The organism is Sphingorhabdus wooponensis, assembly GCF_003933235.1.
GTDB lineage: Bacteria > Pseudomonadota > Alphaproteobacteria > Sphingomonadales > Sphingomonadaceae > Sphingorhabdus_B > Sphingorhabdus_B wooponensis.
In genome coordinates, this window is record NZ_RWJI01000002.1 from 362,790 (window position 1) to 381,523 (window position 18,734).

General features: G+C 54.5%; 23 protein-coding genes. 6 read left to right on the forward strand and 17 right to left on the reverse strand.

What is annotated here, in order from left to right:
* Positions 1 to 27: 27 nt before the first annotated feature.
* From D7D48_RS09910 to D7D48_RS09920, 3 genes are read left to right on the forward strand one after another with little or no spacing between them, the layout of a single operon-like run.
* Positions 28 to 552 (forward strand): ubiquinol-cytochrome C chaperone family protein, encoded by a 525-nt coding sequence (locus tag D7D48_RS09910; protein ID WP_125231243.1) that lies wholly within the window; start codon positions 28 to 30, stop codon positions 550 to 552.
* Entirely contained in the window at positions 546 to 1,076 is a 531-nt protein-coding gene (locus tag D7D48_RS09915) for a YceD family protein (protein ID WP_125231244.1), read from the forward strand. Before D7D48_RS09910 ends, D7D48_RS09915 begins: the two co-directional genes overlap by 7 nt.
* 12 nt (positions 1,077 to 1,088) lie before the next feature.
* Complete coding sequence (locus D7D48_RS09920; protein WP_125231245.1) at positions 1,089 to 1,691, forward strand: CDP-alcohol phosphatidyltransferase family protein; 603 nt, start codon at positions 1,089 to 1,091, stop codon at positions 1,689 to 1,691.
* Here the strand turns inward: D7D48_RS09920 and D7D48_RS09925 are convergent.
* Genes D7D48_RS09925 through D7D48_RS09950 form a run of 7 tightly spaced genes read right to left on the reverse strand, consistent with a single transcriptional unit; the run spans position 1,688 to position 8,122 of the window.
* Complete coding sequence (locus tag D7D48_RS09925) at positions 1,688 to 3,148, reverse strand: dihydrolipoyl dehydrogenase family protein (protein ID WP_245964437.1); 1,461 nt, start codon at positions 3,146 to 3,148, stop codon at positions 1,688 to 1,690. The genes D7D48_RS09920 and D7D48_RS09925 overlap by 4 nt on opposite strands.
* Positions 3,141 to 3,818, reverse strand: a complete 678-nt coding sequence (locus tag D7D48_RS10595) for a TVP38/TMEM64 family protein (protein ID WP_245964438.1) — start codon at positions 3,816 to 3,818, stop codon at positions 3,141 to 3,143. Before D7D48_RS10595 ends, D7D48_RS09925 begins: the two co-directional genes overlap by 8 nt.
* Before the next feature lie 29 nt (positions 3,819 to 3,847).
* The gene (gene ssb / locus D7D48_RS09930) at positions 3,848 to 4,366 is read right to left on the reverse strand and encodes a single-stranded DNA-binding protein (protein WP_125231246.1); all 519 of its coding nucleotides are present in this window, start codon (positions 4,364 to 4,366) and stop codon (positions 3,848 to 3,850) included.
* Between the two features lie 36 nt (positions 4,367 to 4,402).
* The gene (gene feoB / locus D7D48_RS09935) at positions 4,403 to 6,256 is read right to left on the reverse strand and encodes a ferrous iron transporter B (protein ID WP_125231247.1); all 1,854 of its coding nucleotides are present in this window, start codon (positions 6,254 to 6,256) and stop codon (positions 4,403 to 4,405) included.
* Positions 6,253 to 6,510, reverse strand: a complete 258-nt coding sequence (locus tag D7D48_RS09940; protein WP_342769824.1) for a FeoA family protein — start codon at positions 6,508 to 6,510, stop codon at positions 6,253 to 6,255. Before D7D48_RS09940 ends, feoB begins: the two co-directional genes overlap by 4 nt.
* 32 nt (positions 6,511 to 6,542) lie before the next feature.
* On the reverse strand, positions 6,543 to 7,211 hold the full coding sequence (locus D7D48_RS09945) for a COQ9 family protein (RefSeq protein ID WP_125231249.1): 669 nt from the start codon (positions 7,209 to 7,211) through the stop codon (positions 6,543 to 6,545).
* Between the two features lie 38 nt (positions 7,212 to 7,249).
* Positions 7,250 to 8,122, reverse strand: coding sequence for a DMT family transporter (locus D7D48_RS09950; RefSeq protein ID WP_125231250.1), 873 nt, complete (start codon positions 8,120 to 8,122; stop codon positions 7,250 to 7,252).
* A gap of 73 nt (positions 8,123 to 8,195) precedes the next feature.
* On the opposite strand from D7D48_RS09950, the gene D7D48_RS09955 reads away from it, so the two are divergent.
* From D7D48_RS09955 to D7D48_RS09965, 3 genes are all read left to right on the forward strand, one after another.
* The gene (locus tag D7D48_RS09955; RefSeq protein ID WP_125231251.1) at positions 8,196 to 9,290 is read left to right on the forward strand and encodes an alkene reductase; all 1,095 of its coding nucleotides are present in this window, start codon (positions 8,196 to 8,198) and stop codon (positions 9,288 to 9,290) included.
* Positions 9,291 to 9,295: 5 nt separating this feature from the next.
* Positions 9,296 to 10,087, forward strand: coding sequence for a sterol desaturase family protein (locus D7D48_RS09960; protein WP_125231252.1), 792 nt, complete (start codon positions 9,296 to 9,298; stop codon positions 10,085 to 10,087).
* 66 nt (positions 10,088 to 10,153) lie between these two features.
* On the forward strand, positions 10,154 to 12,091 hold the full coding sequence (locus tag D7D48_RS09965; RefSeq protein WP_221738637.1) for a DUF3604 domain-containing protein: 1,938 nt from the start codon (positions 10,154 to 10,156) through the stop codon (positions 12,089 to 12,091).
* A gap of 9 nt (positions 12,092 to 12,100) precedes the next feature.
* On the opposite strand, the gene D7D48_RS09970 is transcribed toward D7D48_RS09965, so the two are convergent.
* The 10 genes from D7D48_RS09970 to D7D48_RS10015 all read right to left on the reverse strand — a co-directional run bounded on the left by D7D48_RS09970 (position 12,101) and on the right by D7D48_RS10015 (position 18,590).
* On the reverse strand, positions 12,101 to 12,589 hold the full coding sequence (locus tag D7D48_RS09970) for an MmcB family DNA repair protein (RefSeq protein WP_125231253.1): 489 nt from the start codon (positions 12,587 to 12,589) through the stop codon (positions 12,101 to 12,103).
* Between the two features lie 81 nt (positions 12,590 to 12,670).
* Positions 12,671 to 13,369 carry a cell wall hydrolase gene (locus D7D48_RS09975; RefSeq protein ID WP_245964439.1) on the reverse strand — a complete coding sequence of 233 codons (699 nt, stop codon included), beginning with the start codon at positions 13,367 to 13,369 and terminating at the stop codon, positions 12,671 to 12,673.
* Positions 13,370 to 13,536: 167 nt separating this feature from the next.
* Positions 13,537 to 13,878 (reverse strand): DUF1491 family protein, encoded by a 342-nt coding sequence (locus D7D48_RS09980; RefSeq protein ID WP_125231254.1) that lies wholly within the window; start codon positions 13,876 to 13,878, stop codon positions 13,537 to 13,539.
* On the reverse strand, positions 13,875 to 14,342 hold the full coding sequence (locus tag D7D48_RS09985) for a PTS sugar transporter subunit IIA (RefSeq protein WP_125231255.1): 468 nt from the start codon (positions 14,340 to 14,342) through the stop codon (positions 13,875 to 13,877). The genes D7D48_RS09980 and D7D48_RS09985 overlap by 4 nt, the downstream gene beginning before the upstream one ends.
* An 88-nt stretch (positions 14,343 to 14,430) precedes the next feature.
* Positions 14,431 to 15,006, reverse strand: a complete 576-nt coding sequence (gene hpf, locus D7D48_RS09990; RefSeq protein WP_125231256.1) for a ribosome hibernation-promoting factor, HPF/YfiA family — start codon at positions 15,004 to 15,006, stop codon at positions 14,431 to 14,433.
* A 16-nt stretch (positions 15,007 to 15,022) separates the two neighbouring features.
* The gene (gene dnaQ, locus D7D48_RS09995; protein WP_125231257.1) at positions 15,023 to 15,730 is read right to left on the reverse strand and encodes a DNA polymerase III subunit epsilon; all 708 of its coding nucleotides are present in this window, start codon (positions 15,728 to 15,730) and stop codon (positions 15,023 to 15,025) included.
* Between the two features lie 31 nt (positions 15,731 to 15,761).
* Entirely contained in the window at positions 15,762 to 16,361 is a 600-nt protein-coding gene (coaE, locus tag D7D48_RS10000) for a dephospho-CoA kinase (RefSeq protein ID WP_125231258.1), read from the reverse strand.
* Positions 16,358 to 17,167, reverse strand: coding sequence for a shikimate dehydrogenase (gene aroE / locus D7D48_RS10005; protein ID WP_125231259.1), 810 nt, complete (start codon positions 17,165 to 17,167; stop codon positions 16,358 to 16,360). Before aroE ends, coaE begins: the two co-directional genes overlap by 4 nt.
* Positions 17,164 to 17,718 (reverse strand): Maf family protein, encoded by a 555-nt coding sequence (locus D7D48_RS10010; RefSeq protein WP_245964446.1) that lies wholly within the window; start codon positions 17,716 to 17,718, stop codon positions 17,164 to 17,166. The genes aroE and D7D48_RS10010 overlap by 4 nt, the downstream gene beginning before the upstream one ends.
* A 38-nt stretch (positions 17,719 to 17,756) precedes the next feature.
* Positions 17,757 to 18,590, reverse strand: coding sequence for a pyruvate, water dikinase regulatory protein (locus tag D7D48_RS10015; protein ID WP_125231261.1), 834 nt, complete (start codon positions 18,588 to 18,590; stop codon positions 17,757 to 17,759).
* Positions 18,591 to 18,734 lie beyond the last annotated feature (144 nt).

Genomic DNA, 18,734 nt, shown 5'->3' on the forward strand with positions numbered 1-18,734 from the left:
CCCGATGAGTAAGGATAAAAAGCCGTTATGACATTATTGAAACGACTGTTCGGCAACGGGCAACCTGACCCCAAAACGAAGCTTGTCCCTTTATACAACCAAATTGTTGCCAAGGCACGGGAACCGCATTGGTATGTTGAGGGCCAAGTGCCAGACAGCCTTGATGGCAGGTTCGACATGGTCGCGACCATATTGTCGCTCGTGCTTTTGCGGCTGGAAGACAGTCAAGCCCACGCCCTTGATATGGCACGGCTGACAGAGGTTTTTGTCGATGACATGGACGGTCAGCTCCGTGAGGTTGGCATTGGGGACATGATTGTCGGAAAACATATTGGTCAGATTATGAGCGCCGTCGGCGGTAGGCTAGGTGCGCTCAGGACTGCCATGGACGATCATAGCACCCTTGACGATGCCTTGGTCCGCAACATCTATCGCAGCGCTGCACCCTCGCCTGAGGCGCTTGCGCACACACGTCAGGGCTTGCTTGACGTCGAACGTGCGCTTGGCGCGCAATTGCCTGACATGTTGTTGGAGGGCGATGCCAAATGGTAACTGCCAATGAATTCAGCCATGTCATCAAGCTGTCTGAAGTGGGGAGCCATAGCCGCAATATCCAATTATCGGCGGACGAGGCAGCGCGCGCTGGCCTGATGGCGCGTTTTGATTTGGCGGCATTGGATTCGCTAAAGGCAGAGATTTCGCTGGCACATGATGCCGAAGGCGTCGTTGCAACAGGTCGTTTCACCGCTGACCTCGCGCAATATTGCATTGCATCGCATGATCCCGTTCCGGCCAAAATGGATGAAATGGTGCATATTCGTTTCATCCCCGAACCTGTGATGAGCGGCGAAGTTGAGCTGGAATTAGAAGCCGACGATTGCGACACGATGTTCCACGATGGCCAGACGATTGATCTGGGCGAGGCAGTCGCACAATCGCTTGGCCTTGCGCTCAACCCTTATCCGCGCAGTCCGGAGGCGGAAAAAATGCTGAAAGCCGCTGGCGTAAAGAGCGAGGAAGATGTGGTTCCAACCGGCGCTTTGGCTGGCCTTAAGGACTTATTGGCCAAAAAATGACAGGTGTACGCCATGTTTGATGTGGCCCTACGCCGGTTCGTCGACCCTGCACTTATCCGCGTAGCGGGCTGGATCGCCAACACACGCATGTCGGCAAATATGTTGACGATCGGCGGTGCAGGGCTTGCATTAAGCGCAGCTTTTTTCGTCGCCCAGTCAAATTTCACAGCGGCTTTGGGCTTTATCCTGCTGAACCGGATTGTTGACGGGCTGGATGGCGCGGTGGCGCGCATCAATGGGCCGACCGAATTGGGCGGCTATCTCGACACCATCTGCGATTATATTTTCTATATCGCGATACCTGTCGCGTTCGGGTTCATCGACCCCGTCAACCACATACCTGCTTTGCTATTGGTCGCGAGCTTCACCCTGACCGCTGTCAGCTTTCTCGCCTTTGCTGCTATTGCCGCGCGACGCCCGCGCGATGACGGGGCGCATGGGCCAAAGGCATTAATCTATTCAACAGGATTGATGGAGGGCGCCGAAACGATAAGCTTTTTTGTGCTATTTTGCCTGCTCCCAAGCTTTTTCCCGACGCTGGCGATTATCTTTGCTGCATTATGCCTGCTAACGGTCGTGCAGCGCTTCATCCGCGCGGCAAAAAGCTTCGACTAGCCGCGTTGCCATCGGAACCAGCGTTCCGCCCACTTCAACAAACCTTCGGGCTTGCGCGCAAGGCCAAATTGTCCGGCAGCATATTTGTTGGCTTCCGCCCAAGTGGGATAAGGGTGAATGGTCTGCAGGATTTTGCGCAGGCCCATATTGTGCTTCATCGCAAAGGTGACCTCGGCGAGAATTTCGCCGGCATTCTGGCCAATGATTGTCGCGCCCAATATCCGGTCGCGGCCCTTGGCGGTCAGGATTTTAACAAAGCCATGCGCCTCGCTTTCGGCAATGGCGCGGTCAAGGTCATCCAGATCATATCGCGTGATATCAAAGGCTAGGCCTTGCGCTTCGGCTTCGGCTTGCGTCAAACCCACCGTCGCCAACTCCGGCTCAGTATAGGTCACGCGCGGCAGGACGCGGTAGTCGGTGCGGTATTTTTTGAAAGGCCGCGCCAACGCATTCACGCTGGCATACCAAGCCTCATGACTACCACCATGGGTAAGCTGTTGCCGCCCCGCGACATCGCCCGCGCATAAAATATGTGGCAAGTTGGTGCGCAGAAATGCGTCATTTTCCAGCCGCCCATCGACAATCAGACCCAGCTCTTCCAAACCAAAACCTACGACGCGGGGCGCACGTCCAACGGCGATGATAATGTCATCATAGGCAATTGTGGTTTCGCCGTCCGGTCCCGCAACGACCACATTCTTGCCCGCCGCAAACCGTAACGCGCGGTGGTTGCTGCGGACGGATATGCCTTCGGATTTGAGGCGCGCAGTCACCAATGCCGCGGCATCGGCATCTTCCTTCAACAGCAAGCGTTCGGCCATTTCGACAATCGTAACCTGCGAACCGAGCCGCTGAAACGCTTGCGCCAGTTCACAGCCAATTGGCCCGCCACCCAAGATGACGAGCCTCGCCGGAGCCGCAGGCCGCGCAGCCATAGCGTCCCACAAAGTTTCGCTGGTCAAATAGCCGCTATCCTCGACACCAGGTAAAGCCGGAATAAAGGGCGCTGCGCCTGTGGCAATAATGAACGACTTTGCAGTCAATCGCCGTGCACCGTCAATCTCGACCGTCCATGGGTCGATGAAGCGCGCATAGCCCTTTACACAATCGACCCCAAGGTCCGTAAAACGTTCAACACTGTCATGTGGTTCAATCGCGGTGATAACGTCCCGTACGCGGCGCATCACGGCGGGGAAGTCAATAATAGGTACGCCAATATCGATGCCAAAGCGCGCAGCGTCGGCAATTTGATGCGCAACCTTCGCGCTTTTGATCAACGCTTTCGACGGCACGCATCCAGTGTTCAGGCAGTCTCCGCCCATCTCATGCGCTTCAATCAACGTCACCTTGGCCTTCACCATGGCCGCGATATAGGCGGAGACCAGGCCCGCAGAGCCCGCGCCAATCACGATAAGATTGCGGTCAAACCTTTTGGGCTTTTTCCAGTTTTCAGCCACGGCTACGCTGCACCAAAGCAACAATGCCCTTGGCCGCCCAAGGGAAGAGCGCCAGCGCCACAAAAGACGCGATTAGGGTCGGCGACAACAGGCCAGAGGTGCTTTCAATATAGCTGATCTGCGTGCCCGCATTTACGAACACAATGGTCGCAGGCAACATGCCCAATTGGCTGACCCAGAAAAATGTCCGCGTTTTTATCCGCGTGAGGCCCATCAGCAAATTGATCACGAAAAATGGAAACACCGGAATCAGGCGCAGCGTGAAAAGATAGAAAGCACCATCCTTTTCGAGACCTTCATCAATAGCGCGCAAACGTTCGCCAAATTTGCCTTGCACCCAATCGCGCAGCACAAAACGGGCGCTCAAAAATGCCAAAGTCGCGCCAATCGTAGAGGCAAAGGAAACGAGTAAAGTGCCGACCAGCACACCGAACAATGCGCCCGCAATCAATGTCATGATCGCTGCACCGGGAATCGAAAGCCCTGTCACTGCGACATAAAGGATGAAGAATCCCGTGGTATAAAGGACGGGATTGGCGTCCTTCGCCGCGACGATATCGGCCTGGCTGGCCTTAAAATTTTCAAGGCTCAGAATCTGGCCAAGATCGAAAACGAAATACGCAACAAGCGCGCCAAGCAGAACAAGGACCAAGATTGCTTTTTTCATCATGACCCCTGATCATTGCCCCTCATCTGCAATCAAAACGGTACGTCGTCGTCAAGGTCATTGTCAAAGTCGCCGCCGCCAAAGCCGCCCGCGCTGCCGCCGCTGCTGCCAGGGCTTGCACCCCAATTGTTGCCGCCGGACGATCCGCCACCGGGTGCGCCACCACTGCTCCAGCCGTCGCCGCCGCCTGAAACGCCCTTGGCGCCATCGAGCATCACCAACTTGCCATCAAAGCCGCCAACCGAAACTTCGGTCGTGTAGCGGTCATTGCCAGATGCATCCTGCCACTTACGCGTACGCAACTGACCTTCAATATACACCTTGCTGCCTTTTTTCAGGAAGCGCTCGGCCACGCCGACAAGGCCGTCCGAATTGAGCACAACGCTGTGCCATTCGGTGCGTTCTTTTTTCTCGCCCGTGGTGCGGTCTTTCCAATCTTCCGACGTTGCGATGCGTAAGTTGCAGATACGTCCGCCGTTCTGGAATGATTTGACTTCAGGATCCGCGCCCAAATTGCCAACGATGATGACTTTATTGACGCTTCCCGCCATGTTCCCGTCCTTTGAATAAAGTTTTCTATCGGACCGCTATAAGCCGAAGGAACGCGCTGTCCAATATGTAATCCCAGCAGCCGCATATGCCAGCACAAAAAGATAGCTGACCATGAAGATGGGCCATTTCCAACCATTGGTTTCCCGACGTGTCACCGCAATGGTTGATATGCATTGCGGCGCAAAAACGAACCAAGCAAGGAAAGCCAAAGCCGTCGCCAACGACCAGTCGGCCGCAAGCTTTGGCCCAAGGCTGGTTGCGGCGGCGTCTTCATCCGCCGCATCAATGGCATAGACTGTAGCGAGTGCCGATACCGCCACTTCGCGCGCTGCCATTGCCGGAATGAGCGCCAGCGCAATGTCATGATTGAAGCCAATCGGGCGCACAATGGGTTCAAGCCCGTCGGCAATGCGACCTGCAACCGAATATTCGACTTGCGAGACGTTGCTGCCGATAGGGGCCTTGGGAAAGCTTAACAGCGCCCACAGAATGATTGTGGCGGCAAAGATGATCGTGCCTGCGCGGCGCAAAAACACCCAGGCGCGCTGCCATAAGTTGATCGCAATATCACCAAGGCGTGGCCATTGGTAACGGGGCATTTCGATAAGGAAACTACTCGTCCGGCTTTGCGTCACAAAGCGCTGAATAACCGCGGCGGCCAGCATCGCGCCCAATATGCCTGCGATATATAAGCCGAACAGGACAAGCCCTTGAAGCCCAATTCCGGGGCCAACATTGGACGCCGGAATAAATGCCCCGATAATTACGGTATAGACCGGCAAGCGCGCCGAGCAGGTCATCAAGGGCGCAATGAGGATCGTTGCCAAACGCTCCTTTTGATCCATGATTGTCCGCGTGGCCATGATGCCCGGAATCGCACAAGCGAAGGACGATAATAAGGGAATGAAACTGTGCCCCGACAGGCCGACGGCGGCCATCATCCGGTCCATCACAAACGCAGCGCGGGTCATATAGCCCGATGCCTCAAGCAACAAGATGAAGAGAAACAGGATCAGAATTTGCGGTAAGAATACGATGACGGAGCCAACGCCGGCGATGACACCATCTGTCAGAAACGAGCGCAGCAATCCGTCAGGCATGACATTTTTGATGCCATCGCTGAGCAAGGCAAAACCGCTTTCAATCCAACCAATCGGCGCTTCAGACCAGCCGTACACCGCCTGAAACATCAGAAACAAAAGCGCCAGCAATATGACGACGCCGCCCACCGGATGCAGCAGGATCGCGTCCAGCCTCCGCGTCCATTGGCGGCCAGCTGTTTCGCTGATGATCGCTGCGTCGGCGATATCGCGGGCGCGCTGATTCTGTGCGCCAAAGGATGTCGCCACGGGTTCAATTGGCGCAACGGGATTTTTAAGCGCACCATCTAGTGCCGTCATCAAGGGTTCAAGCCCGCGACGGCGCACGGCAACAGTTTCAATCACCGGCACGCCAAGCTCGTGGGCCAATGCTTGCGCATCGAGCCGAAGACCATCGCGCTCCGCAAGGTCGATCATATTCAATGCGACCACCGTCGGCAGGCCCAGCGCAATCAGCTCAAGCGCAAAGCGCAAATGATTGTCGAGATTGCCCGCATCCAGCACAATCACCAATGCGTCAGGGCGGCGGTGCCCCGAAAGATTACCCAGGACAACATCACGCGTGACGGCTTCGTCAAGGCTGTCGGGATCCAGACTATAGGCGCCGGGCAGGTCGATCATTTCGACCGCACGCCCATCGGCAAAGGATGCGCGGCCCGATTTACGTTCAACCGTCACACCGGGATAATTTGCAATTTTCTGCCGCGCGCCCGTCAGCGCATTAAACAATGCACTTTTGCCGGCATTGGGATTGCCGACCAATGCGACCAATGGCGGCATTTGCGTCATGTCGATAGCTCACAATCAATCGCAGCAGCGACCTTCGTGCGTAAGGCCACCGTCATGCGACCAACACGGACAGACAATGGATCACGCCACATCAATATACCCTTATGCAATGCCTCAATTGTCACGCCGGGTTCAAAACCCAACGAGCGCAAACGGTGCCCTTCGTGATCGGGCAAGGATTCCCAATCAATGGACCGAATGACGGCGATTTGATTCAGTGGAAGATGGTCAAGTTGCACAATTGCTATTTGCAAAAGATTCGCAATAACATCAAGAGCGATTTGCGTTAACGCGCCGGATAGCGCAGCCGGCCGATGAAACGTGACAGGCTTGGCGTAAATTCCTTGCGCTGCTTCGCCTGATATTTCACCTTTTCAATCTGCATCACATTATCGATGCGCCGGTCCAGAAAGGCGCGGCTGTCGGCAAAATTTTCACTGTCGTCATTGACGAAAACACTCAAGGTGCTTCCATAAACAGCCGATAGCGTCATGCGCTTGGTATAATGGTTGAGATCCGTAGCACTATCGCCCGCCAGCCGCCACATGCGATCCGCCGAACGCCAACCCATTTTTGCAGCCCGAGGCAAATTTTGCGGCATCGCCATAATGGCAAGGGCACGACGCAAGGATTCGCGGTCGGGTGCCATGATGTCCAGACGGGTCGCAAGCAATGCGGTGATCCGGTCCCGTATCTTCATCGCCTCTAGTTTTTCAGCTGGCAGGCGGTGGGCGAGTTCCAGATCAACGCCTTCGATCCACGCATCAATCATGTCGATGGCCTTGCCCTTAAACGCCAGCATAGCAACGTCGCGGTCCACGCCCATCTCATCAGCGGCAGCATGAACAGCCGCCTCGGACCATCCGTCAAAGCCGGCATGACGACCAATGACAGGCGCAAGAGCGACGCGGATTTCGTCGAGCGTGGGATCCGCGGGGAGGGCGTTTTTAGACATGAGTGATATGTAGGCGTTCGGTGCGTTCAAGAAAAGGTCTATTGCTTACGCACAAGGACCAGCGCGATCATGATGAGCGCACTGCCCGTAAAATCCATCGCCGTCAGCATCTCGCCAAAGGCCAACCAGCCAGCCGTCGCGGACAAAGCGGGTTGCAACAGCAAGGCCAGACCAATGACCAATGGGCTGAAATGCGGCAATGCATATGTAAGACAACCTTGCCCGAAAAATTGCGAGGTGAAGGCGAGCAGGAGGACGGGCCACCACACTGTGGGGATAATCTGTTCCCCTGCAAACACGGCGCCGATGAAAAGGACAATCGCCGCGATGGCACTCGCCATACCAAGCGCGCCCCAGCTTTCGGTGTTTTGCCGCATCTTCATCATGAGCACCAAATAGACGGTGTAGGTCAACCCAGCACCAAGCGACAAAAGGTCGCCCGAAAAGTGACGCGGCGACAGCTCAAGGCTTTGTCCCATCAATAATGCCGCGCCCACAAAAGCGAACAACACGGCCATGCTCTCCCATTTTGAAGGCATTTTGCGGGCGACAATGACGCCATAAATCACCAGCAAGAGGCTCGCGCAATTCGCGAATAGCGTCGCATTGGCCATTTTTGTCTGAAAAATGCCAATATGCCACAAGATGATATCAACGCCGAAAAACAGCCCTGCGACAATAGCAACCCAATAGGTCGGGCGACTGACCGCTGAAAAGCGAAAGCCAAATCGATAGCCAACGAAGAACAGAAATGGCGTCGCCAACGCCAAGCGCCAGAACCCAGTCGCAATCGGGCCGCTATCGGCATAGCGCACAAGCAGTGGGCCAAAGGCAATCGCGATATTGCCCGCAAGTAACGCGACAAAGGCAAGAACGCTTGGCGTTTGGCGATGGAAAATCTTCTGCTGCATAAACCCCCGTTGCAATTTGCAACTTTCATCCGCATCTTGGCTGCAAAGCAACGCCTTAATGACAGGAAATCGCATGACTGCAACTTTGTTCGACCCAATTACACTTGGTGCCATCAACGCGCCCAATCGCATATTGATGGCGCCGTTGACGCGCGGACGGAGTGAAGGAGAGCATGTGCCGTTGTCTGACCTGAAGGCGGAATATTACAGCCAACGCAGCAGCGCAGGCCTCATTATCGCTGAAGCAACGGGCATTAGCCAAGAAGGTCTTGGCTGGCCATCGGCGCCCGGCATCTGGTCCGATGCGCAAATCACAGCATGGAAACCCGTAACGCAAGCTGTCCATGACGCGGGCGGACGGATCATCCTGCAATTGTGGCATATGGGCCGCCTTGTGCACCCGGATTTCTTGGGCGGCGCACCCTGTGTCTCAGCTTCGGCAACAACCGCGCCGGGTTACGCGCATACCGCAGAGGGCAAGAAGGAATATACCCAAGCCCGTGCGCTCGATATTTCCGAAATTCCGCGCATCATATCGGATTATGTCAAAGCTGCCAAAAACGCGATGGCAGCCGGTTTTGATGGCGTGCAAATTCACGCCGCGAATGGCTATTTGATTGACCAGTTCCTGCGCGATAACACCAATTTGCGCACCGATGATTATGGTGGCCCAATCGAAAACCGCATCCGTTTATTGCGCGAAGTGACGCAGGCCGTGGTCGACGCCATTGGTTCGGAACGGACATCGGTTCGCTTGTCTCCCAATGGCGAAACCCAAGGCGCGGACGACAGCAACCCTGTTGCATTGTTCACTGCCGCGGCCGCCGCATTGCAGGATATCGGCATAGCCTTTCTCGAGCTGCGCGAAATTAAACCATATGGCAATTTCGGACAAACCGAAGTGCCGCGCGTATCGCCTGAGATACGTAAGATATTCAAAGGCCCACTGGTACTTAACCAAGAATATACCAAGGAATTGGCGGACGCAGATTTGGCCTCAGGCCTTGCCGACGCAATCAGCTTTGGCCGTCCTTACATCAGCAACCCCGACCTTGTTGAGCGGTTGCGCGTTGGGGCGGAACTGACACCGGATAATTTCAAGACCTGGTATGCGCCTGCTGCAGAAGGATATACCGATTATCCTTTCCTTAATCAGGCGGACGCATAACGCACATGATACAGGCGGGGCTTGGCCTTTATGCAATAGCCATCCCCGCCTTGCTGCTTGTCCTGCTCGCAAGCGCAGAAGCAATCTGGCCCCGCCGCGCGTTGGTATTGGGCCGAAGCCCAAGATGGCGCACACATGCCTTATTCTTTGTCAGCAACGCCGTTGTGGGCCGATTATTGTCATTTTTGGTTGTGGTCGGCGTGGCGGCAAATTGGGCAGAGGTAAACCAGTTTGGTGTGCTGCATTTGGTCGCCCTGCCCTTTTGGGTTGAAGCCGCAATTGCCTTTATCATCCTTGATCTTGCGGTTTGGTTTCAACATTTTTTGATGCATCGCAACCCGTTGCTTTGGCGCATGCATGCAGTCCATCATAGCGACCGCGATCTGGATGTTACCACCGCACTGCGGTTCCACCCGTTTGAACTGATTGTCTCGACATTCTACAAATCGGCGATTGTCGCTTTGTTGGGCGTTCCTTTGCTGATCGCTTTGGCGTTTGAATTATGGCTCAACGCAAATGCGCTGTTTAATCATAGCAACATCCGTTTGCCCCGCAGGTTTGACCGCATGTTGCGGCTGTTTTTGGTGACGCCAGACGTGCATCTGCTGCATCACAGCACCCTGGTCGATGAACAAAAACATAATTTCGGTTTCGCGCTGACGCTTTGGGACCGCTTATTCGGCACCTATCAAGCAGAGTCCATTTTTGGTGCCGAAAATCAAAAGATAGGCTTGGCCGAGATTGACGATGCCCGTCCTTCCGCTTTCATTTGGAGCATGAAACAACCCATGACGTAGCGGAATTTATAGCCGTCTTGACCCGCGCGATTTTCCGGAGCATTTTCATTTTAAGGGGAGTTGAAGATGGCCAGAATACGCAAGATCATATTGGGCAGTGTTGCCGTCGTGGCGATTGGCGCAGGGATAACCTACGGGTGGCAGCAATATCGCGACAAAAGCATCATGGACGATTCGCGCACGGCGCAAATATCGTCTGATGCGGAAGTCACGTCTGGCCCTGCGAACACTTTGCTTTGGGGCGACACCCATCTCCATACAGCCAATTCCATCGACGCCTTTGGCTTTGGCGTAAAGCTTGGACCGGAAGAAGCGCTGCGTTTTGCGCGCGGGGAAGAAGTTACCTCCACTGGCGGGATGAAAGCCAAGTTGGAGCGTCCGCTTGATTTCCTTGTGATCGCGGACCACTCCGGCGGGCTTGGGGCCACCAAGGCTTTGTACGATGCGCCCGGCTTTCTCGTCCGCGACCCGACGCTGAAGCGTTGGCACACTGAAATGCATAAAGGGCCAGAGGGCATGCAGCGCGTGACCGGTGAGCTCATCGACCGTGCGGGCCGCAATACCCTTCCTGCTGCGCTTACTGACCCGGAAAGACAGCGCAAGACAGCAACGAACATCTGGACGGGTCATAGCACGCTGGTCGAACGCTATAATGAACCCGGTAAGTTCACAGCCTTCATGGGTTTTGAATATACATTGATGCCCGGCGGCAACAATTTACATCGCGTCGTCATGTTCCGCGATGGCAAAAGTCGCACTGACAAGGTTCTGCCCTACGATCCTGGCCAAGGCGACACGCCGGTAAGCCAATTGTGGGACTATATGGACAATTATGAGAAGGTCACTGGCGGCAAGGTGTTGGCAATCCCGCACAACAGCAACCTGTCCAATGGCTTGATGTTCGAATTGGTGGGTCCCGACGGTGGCCCCATGACCGCAGCCTATGCACGGCGCCGCGCCGCGCGCGAACCCGTGACCGAAATCACACAAATTAAGGGCGATAGTGAATCGCACCCGTTTTTGTCACCGAACGACGAATTTTCCGGTTTCGGCACGGCAGGATGGGACCTTGGCAATTTGACGATGCAGGCCAAGAAAAAGTCGCAGGATTATGCGGGCGAATATATTCGCGAGGCGTTGAAGCGTGGCTTGGCGATTGAGGCACGCACCGGCGTGAACCCCTATAAATTTGGTGTCATTGGATCAACTGACAGCCATACTTCGCTGGCCACTGGTGATGAAAACAACTTTTATGGTAAGCATTCCGGCGGTGAACCAAATAAACTGCGGGCTTCGCAGGCCCAAAATCTGGGCACACGGCAGGGGCGTATCGGCTGGCACTATCTGGCGGGTGGCTATGCTGCTGTATGGGCTACAGCCAATACACGGGCCGCGATATTCGACGCGATGATGCGGCGCGAGGTGTACGCCACAACCGGCCCGCGCATGACCGTGCGTTTCTTTGGTGGCTGGGATTTCAATGAGCAGGATTTTGCAAGCGATTGGGTAAAGACCGGATATGCCAAGGGCGTACCCATGGGCGCAGACCTTAAACCCGGCACCGGCGCGCCAAAGTTCATGATTTCTGCGTTGAAAGACCCGATGGGCGCCAATCTTGATCGCGTTCAAGTGGTCAAGGGTTGGGTGGATTCCTCCGGCAAATTGCAGGAGAAAGTCTTTGACGTTGTCTGGGGCGACGCAGACAAGCGCCGCAAGGGCGCCAATGGCAAAGTCCCTAAGGTTGGCGATACGGTAAACATCGCGAAGGCGAGTTATACCAATAGCATTGGTGATCCGGAATTGCGGACGGTTTGGACCGATCCGGAATTCAACCGCAATGTCCGCGCATTTTATTATGTTCGGGTCATCGAAATTCCAACCCCGCGCTGGGTGCTATTCGATGCCTTGCGTTATGGGGCAAAATTGCTGCCGGGGACGGAGCTAAAGGCGCAAGAACGGGCCTATTCCTCACCAATCTGGTATAACCCAAAAAAAGCCAGCTAGGGCAAGGACCTATTCAAATTCAAAGCCCGATAGCGCGGATTCGGGATCTGATATCCCCATCAAGCGGCGCATAGCCAGCCGCGCGAGCCGCTGCGTTTCGGTTTTGCGTCGCGCCGGGGCCAGCGGCAATAATCCTGCTGGCCGCGCGATTTCGGCATCATAAGCGTCGGCAATGATCAATCCGGCGCGTTCGGGCATGAACGCATCGTTTTGCAGTGGGCTAATGTCGAACCCAGCCGGCACGGCCCAGAAAAAGCGGTCACAATATTCGAGATATTCCGGCCATTTCTGATCGCCCAAAAGATCGGCGCGTGAACATTTGATTTCGACGATGATAATCTCGCCTTTATTGCTCAGTCCCATGAGGTCCGCGCGGCGATTGTTACGCAGGCTGACCTCAGATTGCACCACAATTTGGTTACGCAAGAATAACCGCGAAACGCCCCGCGCGACCGCAGACGCACCGGCAATAGATACAGAATTACTGGCTTGATCCATGCTTCATGCTTAGAACGTAAAGAGAACAAAATAAAGGCCCCTTATGGGGCCCTTATCAGTCTGTTTCTTGGTGACTTATAATCAGCGGTAGAAAATATGATTGTCTACGCTGCCAAGTCGCGTCAAACGCCAGCCCGGCGAAACATGGCGGGCATGGAAGAACAACGCGCCTTCGACTGGGCTTTTCCAGCTATTTTCGAGCGCAATGTTGCTGATCGCAACGGCGTTGCGCCAATGCACGCTGCTCGTTTGAACGGGTGGCAAGCTTGCGCCGCGAACGAAAGAAAACTGACCTTTTTGCAAGACAACCCCGCATAATGTGCTGGGAAAGCGGCCCGAATTGGCGCGGGCGAGAACCACGCGGGCAACAGCCAATTGGCCGGCAAGCGATTCACCCTTGGCTTCAAAATAGACCGCGCTGGCAAGGCACCGCTCTTCTTTGCTTAAGCTGTTATCAACAGCTTGCGTGCGGACGAGATCAGTGAGTGAAGATGCGGTTGTCGCGTCAACATCCGTTGCGGTTAGAGGCAATTTTGGCATTATGCCATTGCTTGGGATATAGATAATATCGCCATTGTCGGCGCGTATCGCGGTCACATTACCGCTTTTTGCCAAATCCATCTGCGCCTGTTCGGTGGCGATCTGGATAGGATCAGTTTTGGCGCTTAACTCTGTGCTTTGGTCATTACCAAAAGCAGTTCTGGAATCAGCAGCAATGACTGACGAAACCAGCGTACAAGATACGGCTACCAAAGAGGCAGCCCGAAAAAATTTCAACATGCAACATACATTAAAGCGGCGGCACCAGCAGACGAAACTCTCTTACTTTCTTATTGTTCGTCGTTTGTTGCATCCGACTCGCGTGTTTATCTGGCCACCCCATTTGTGCCCGTTATGACAACCTTCGCTACTCGATGAAGGCGCATCTATGGTGCGGCGCCGCAAAGTCAAACAAACATGGTTAGAAGTCCGTCCAACCGTGCACCGGACGCGACATCCAGTTCGAAAACCCACAAATCTGGGTCGCGCGCGCATCGTTTTTGCCAATATTCTTGCACCGCATCGACGCTAGATTCCTTTAAATCTATCATTTGCCAAGCAGTCTGACCGTCTAATGAGGCATAGCGTTCGTATAATTTGGGATTTGCGCCACGAACCTGTCCGATAAGCAATAGCGCGCCGGACACCGCATCGCCCTTTTTCAGAATAGTTGCGAAGTCACCTTCAAGTTCCACTATGCGCTTAATTGCGGAGATTAAAACACCGCTGGCCAGCCGTGGCTCTATCAAGCGGCGTCACGCTCTTCTGAGAAGGTCAACACCGCGAACATTGCTGAAGAATCTGCGGCACCGCGCAATTGTGCACGGAATTTTTCATCTCGAAACAGACGTGAAACCTCTGCCAATGCGCGCAAATGCGAGGCGCCGTCCTGCGCCGGTGAAACAAGCGCGCAGACCAAGTCAACTGGTTCATCGTCAACAGCATCATAAGGCACTGGCTTCAAAAGCCGGACAAACACAGCAACCGGCATATCAATGCCGGCAACCTTAGTATGTGGGATGGCCGTTCCGCCGCCGAAGCCCGTTGGCCCAAGGCGCTCACGCTCAATCATGCCGTCAAGAACAGCATCGGCGTCGACAAAATAATTTTCAGCCGCGATAACCGATAACTGCGCCAAAAGGTCGGATTTGCCCGAACATAGCAAATCAGCAGCAACGGCTCCCTCAACGAGCCTAGTAGAAAGTCTAATCATATTTTATTCAAAAGCGCCCGGTGCGACCGACTGCGCAATCCCTAAATACTTGAAATGATGTAGAAAATAAATTCACGTCAGCCGAGGTCTAAGGTGTAGATTTTGGTTCAACCCACCCGATCGTGCCGTCTTCGCGGCGGTAAACCATATTATGCCGTCCAGTTCCAGTGTTTTTGAACAACAGGGCAGGCGTATTGCGTAAATCCATTAACATAACTGCATCAGAAACCGTCGATTCAGGAATATCCACACGCATTTCGGCAACAATTACTGGTGCGTCAGGCAATGGTACCTCTTCTTCACTATCACCTGCATCAAACACAGTATATGCGGCCTCTTCTTGCGCAATTGCATAAGCGGTTTGCACATGACGATCCTGTAGTCGGCGCATGTATCGGCGCAATTGTTTCTCAATGCGTTCTGCGGCCCGGTCAAAGGCAACATGCGCATCTTGCGCTTCGCCGCGACCTTTCAGCACGAGGCCCTGCATGACATGCATTACAATATCGCTGGTAAAACCGTCATGCGGCGCACGGCCAAAGGTTGCATGTGATGACAATGCTTTGGCGAAATATTTTTCGGCAATGGACCCAAGTCTTGTTTCCACATGGGTTTGGAGTGCTTCACCGGTGTTGACCTGATGTCCTGAAACCCTGATGTCCAATGCCTGTCTCCTTTTGTTAAAGCGTTGACCCCGGCTGGAGCCAAAGCGCGTCCTTAATCTTTGCAACAAATTCGGCATGGCGCGCCAATTCTTCCGCTGAGGCGGAATGTGGACGCGCCGGCCGAAAAATCTTCGTTGCCTGAACGCTGTTAACGTCCATTTGGTCTGTTAATTTATTGGAACTATCATTGTCGGCGAGGCCAAGGCCAATTTGTCGGCCTCCCGTTAGCTCAATATATAATTGCGCCAGCAGCTCCGCATCCAACAACGCGCCATGCTTTACACGGTGGCTACGGTCGATACCATAACGGGTGCACAAAGCGTCCAATGACAGCTTTGCACCTGGATTTTTAACCCGCGCCAGCGCCACTGTGTCAACCATACGGTCCATAGACACAGGCGGACGACCGCAATGCTGCAATTCGTGATTGAGAAAGCCAAAATCAAAGCTGGCATTATGCGCAACGAGCGGACTGTCGCCCAAAAATGCGAGTAGCTCATCCGCTTTTTCGCCAAAACTTGGCTTATCAGACAGAAAACGGTCCGAAAGGCCGTGCACTTGTTCGGCGGCGGCAGGCATCGGGCGCTGTGGGTTGAAATATGCGTGGTAATGATTGCCCGTCATCACCCGGCTGACCATTTCGATGCAACCAATTTCGACCATGCGATCCCCGGTTGCAGGGTCAAAGCCGGTCGTTTCCGTGTCGAATATAATTTCACGCATTCTGATAGTAGATGTGAGCCTGTTTAGGGTCTTATGCAAGACCCAAGCGCAGCTTTTTAACAAGAGCACGCACATCTGCGCGCGTGTCGTTGATGTCCTTGCCTGTATCAATGACATGGTCTGCACGCGCACGCTTATCTGCATCGTTCATTTGTAACGCCAGAATATGTTCGAACTTATCTGGGGTCATATTGGGCCGTGCGAGCACGCGTTCGCGTTGAACCAGTGCGGGGGCGCTTACAACAACGACCGTATCGACCCCGGCCTGCCCGCCCTTTTCAAACAATAAGGGGATATCGAACAATATCATGTCCGCGCCCTGATGCGATGCCAGAAACGCTTTCCGGCGCTCGGCCACGGCAGGATGAATAATCGTTTCCAACAGCGCAAGTCGTTCACGATTGCCAAAAACAGCCGCACCAAGCGCTTTACGGTCGACGCCATCTGCCCCAGTCGTTCCGGGAAAGGCCGATTCAATAGCGGGCACAAGCGCACCGCCCGCTTTTTGCAAATCATGCACGGTGGCATCGGCATCAAAAACCGGAACGCCCTCGTCGGCAAACATCTCCGCAACCGCCGATTTTCCCATGCCGATGGAGCCCGTCAGGCCAATGATCATCGGCTTTTTCATTTCAACAACAATGCCCGCAATGCATCTGCATTCTCTTCGGGTGGCGCCACGCCGAAGAATAATTCAAACGCGATGGCCGCCTGCCCTACTAGCATCTCAAGGCCATCGACCGTTTCCAAATCAAGGTCGCGCGCGGCTTTTAACAATGGTGTCTCTATCGGCGCGTAGACGAGGTCATAGACAATGGCATGTTCAGGCAAGGGGGAAAGATCAATCTCAAGCGCTTCCTGCCCGACCATGCCCAATGGGCTGGCATTCACGAGCAACGCCGCATCTGGTAAGCGCGCATCAAAGCCAATCACTTTGCCTTTCAACCCGAAATGCGCGAGCAATCCGGCCGCCTTCAAACTATTGCGCGCCACCAAAACGACTTCGCCGATATCGGCCTGTGCCAAAGCGAAAAGCACGGCCCGCGCCGCGCCGCCTGCACCAATGACAATAGCTGTCTCACCGACAATTGGAACGTCAGCGATTGGGCCGTAAAAACCGCCAACGTCGGTATTGGTCGCGACAAGCGCGCCAGCGTCATTACGAAAGACCGTATTTATCGCACCGATCGAGCTGCGCACATCGCCGGGGTCGGCGACAAAATCGAGCGCTGCAATCTTATGCGGTATCGTGATGTTGCACCCACGCCATGCGGCGTCGGCCGCGCGCTCCGCAAAATAACGCTCCAGATCATCTGGCAACACAGCATGCGCACGATAATCATTGGCCAACCCCAATTGGTGAAGCCAAAAATTATGAATCAGCGGCGATTTGGAATGCGATATCGGGTGTCCGATTACTTCGGCATAATGGGTCATGTTGGTAAAAGGCCTCTCACGCGCAGATAATCCAGCAACGGAAGTAATGGCATTCCGATGATCGTAAATTGGCTACCGCTGATGCTTGCAAACAATTGCTCACCCTCTGCTTCAATCCGATAACAGCCGACACAATGGCGGATTTCATCCCAAAAAGTTTCGACATAATCGTCGATATATTGCGGACTTAAGCTGCGCATCGTCATTTGTGCGGTGTCGATAATGCGCCAGACAGGTTCACCCTGCTCACAGATAACAGCCGCGCTGATCAACCGATGTACCTTACCCGAAAGCTGCGTCAAATGCGCCCGCGCATCATCCGGCGTTTCGGGTTTGTCAAAAATATAGCCGTCGGGACCGACGCAAATCTGGTCGCACCCCAACACCATCGCAGTGGGCATTTTGCGAGATATTTTGCGCGCCTTTGCCTCTGCCAAGGCATCGGCAATATCGCGCGGCTTGGCGCCAGCTTGGGCCAATGATGTTTTGATGCTCTGCTCATCAACCAAGGCGGGCACTGCATCTACCGACACGCCAGCGGCGTTCAACATCGCGATCCGGCCCGCGCTTTGTGATGCGAGGACAAGGGTCACGAATCCACTACCTGCGCCAGTTCGCGTTCGTTGAATAAATTGATAATCGCCGCGGCACTCTCTTCGATCGACCGGCGTGTTACGTCCAATACTGGCCAGCTATTGTCCGCAAACATACGCCGTGCATGGGCAACTTCTGCGCGTACTTTTTCTTCATCCACATAATCTGTATCTGGCGACTGATTCAGGGACAGCAGACGGTTGCGGCGCACCTGAACCAAACGCTCGACGCTGGTGACAAGGCCAATGACCATCGGGTGCTTGAGTACAAACAAATTCGGTGGCGGTGGGGATTCCGGCACAATCGGAATATTCGCGGTCTTATAACCTCGGTTGGCGAGATAAATGCTTGTCGGTGTTTTGGATGTCCGCGACACGCCCGCCAACACAATGTCCGCTTCTTCCCAATTTTGCGCATTAATGCCGTCGTCATGGGCGATGGTGAACTGAATGGCTTCAACACGCGCGAAATAGGCCGCGTCCATAACATGCTGCCGCCCCGGGCGCGCTTTGGCCTCTTGGCCCAACATATTTGACATGGCATCACTGACAGCATCAAGCGCAGCAACCGCCGGCAGGCCCAACGCCCTGCACCGCGTTTCCAATTTGCGCCGCGTGTCGCGGTTCACCAATGTGAACAGCACTAGTCCAGGATTGGCAGCGACATCGGTCAATATCCGCTCCAAATGGCTTTCCGAACGGACCATGGGCCAGAAATGCTTGACCACATCCTCTGCGCCGTCAAACTGCGCCAAAGCGGCTTTGGCGATATTTTCCAAGGTTTCGCCGGTGGAGTCCGACAATAAATGTAAATGAAAGCGCTGGCTCATGGCTGACAGTCTTGTTGGCAGGCTGGGGATAAATCAAGGGACAAGTTTAGGCTGGTGCATTCTTGCCCCTAACCCCGAATTTACTGCGCGATTCGGGCACAGCCTGTCCACAGGCACATTTCATTATGCACAGGTTGTGGATAA

Bases quoted from the DNA above. Each gene is read 5' to 3' on its own strand.
- D7D48_RS09920 (WP_125231245.1), top strand. From the start codon at position 1,089: ATGTTTGATGTGGCCCTACGCCGGTTCGTCGACCCTGCACTTATCCGC.
- D7D48_RS10595 (WP_245964438.1), bottom strand. From the start codon at position 3,818: ATGATGAAAAAAGCAATCTTGGTCCTTGTTCTGCTTGGCGCGCTTGTT.
- D7D48_RS09910 (WP_125231243.1), top strand. From the start codon at position 28: ATGACATTATTGAAACGACTGTTCGGCAACGGGCAACCTGACCCCAAA.
- ssb (WP_125231246.1), bottom strand. From the start codon at position 4,366: ATGGCGGGAAGCGTCAATAAAGTCATCATCGTTGGCAATTTGGGCGCG.
- D7D48_RS09955 (WP_125231251.1), top strand. From the start codon at position 8,196: ATGACTGCAACTTTGTTCGACCCAATTACACTTGGTGCCATCAACGCG.
- D7D48_RS09950 (WP_125231250.1), bottom strand. From the start codon at position 8,122: ATGCAGCAGAAGATTTTCCATCGCCAAACGCCAAGCGTTCTTGCCTTT.
- feoB (WP_125231247.1), bottom strand. From the start codon at position 6,256: ATGACGCAAATGCCGCCATTGGTCGCATTGGTCGGCAATCCCAATGCC.
- D7D48_RS09915 (WP_125231244.1), top strand. From the start codon at position 546: ATGGTAACTGCCAATGAATTCAGCCATGTCATCAAGCTGTCTGAAGTG.
- D7D48_RS09965 (WP_221738637.1), top strand. From the start codon at position 10,154: ATGGCCAGAATACGCAAGATCATATTGGGCAGTGTTGCCGTCGTGGCG.
- D7D48_RS09960 (WP_125231252.1), top strand. From the start codon at position 9,296: ATGATACAGGCGGGGCTTGGCCTTTATGCAATAGCCATCCCCGCCTTG.
- D7D48_RS10015 (WP_125231261.1), bottom strand. From the start codon at position 18,590: ATGAGCCAGCGCTTTCATTTACATTTATTGTCGGACTCCACCGGCGAA.
- D7D48_RS09985 (WP_125231255.1), bottom strand. From the start codon at position 14,342: ATGATTAGACTTTCTACTAGGCTCGTTGAGGGAGCCGTTGCTGCTGAT.
- dnaQ (WP_125231257.1), bottom strand. From the start codon at position 15,730: ATGCGTGAAATTATATTCGACACGGAAACGACCGGCTTTGACCCTGCA.
- D7D48_RS09945 (WP_125231249.1), bottom strand. From the start codon at position 7,211: ATGTCTAAAAACGCCCTCCCCGCGGATCCCACGCTCGACGAAATCCGC.
- D7D48_RS10010 (WP_245964446.1), bottom strand. From the start codon at position 17,718: ATGTTGAACGCCGCTGGCGTGTCGGTAGATGCAGTGCCCGCCTTGGTT.
- D7D48_RS09975 (WP_245964439.1), bottom strand. From the start codon at position 13,369: ATGTTGAAATTTTTTCGGGCTGCCTCTTTGGTAGCCGTATCTTGTACG.
- D7D48_RS09970 (WP_125231253.1), bottom strand. From the start codon at position 12,589: ATGGATCAAGCCAGTAATTCTGTATCTATTGCCGGTGCGTCTGCGGTC.
- aroE (WP_125231259.1), bottom strand. From the start codon at position 17,167: ATGACCCATTATGCCGAAGTAATCGGACACCCGATATCGCATTCCAAA.
- coaE (WP_125231258.1), bottom strand. From the start codon at position 16,361: ATGAAAAAGCCGATGATCATTGGCCTGACGGGCTCCATCGGCATGGGA.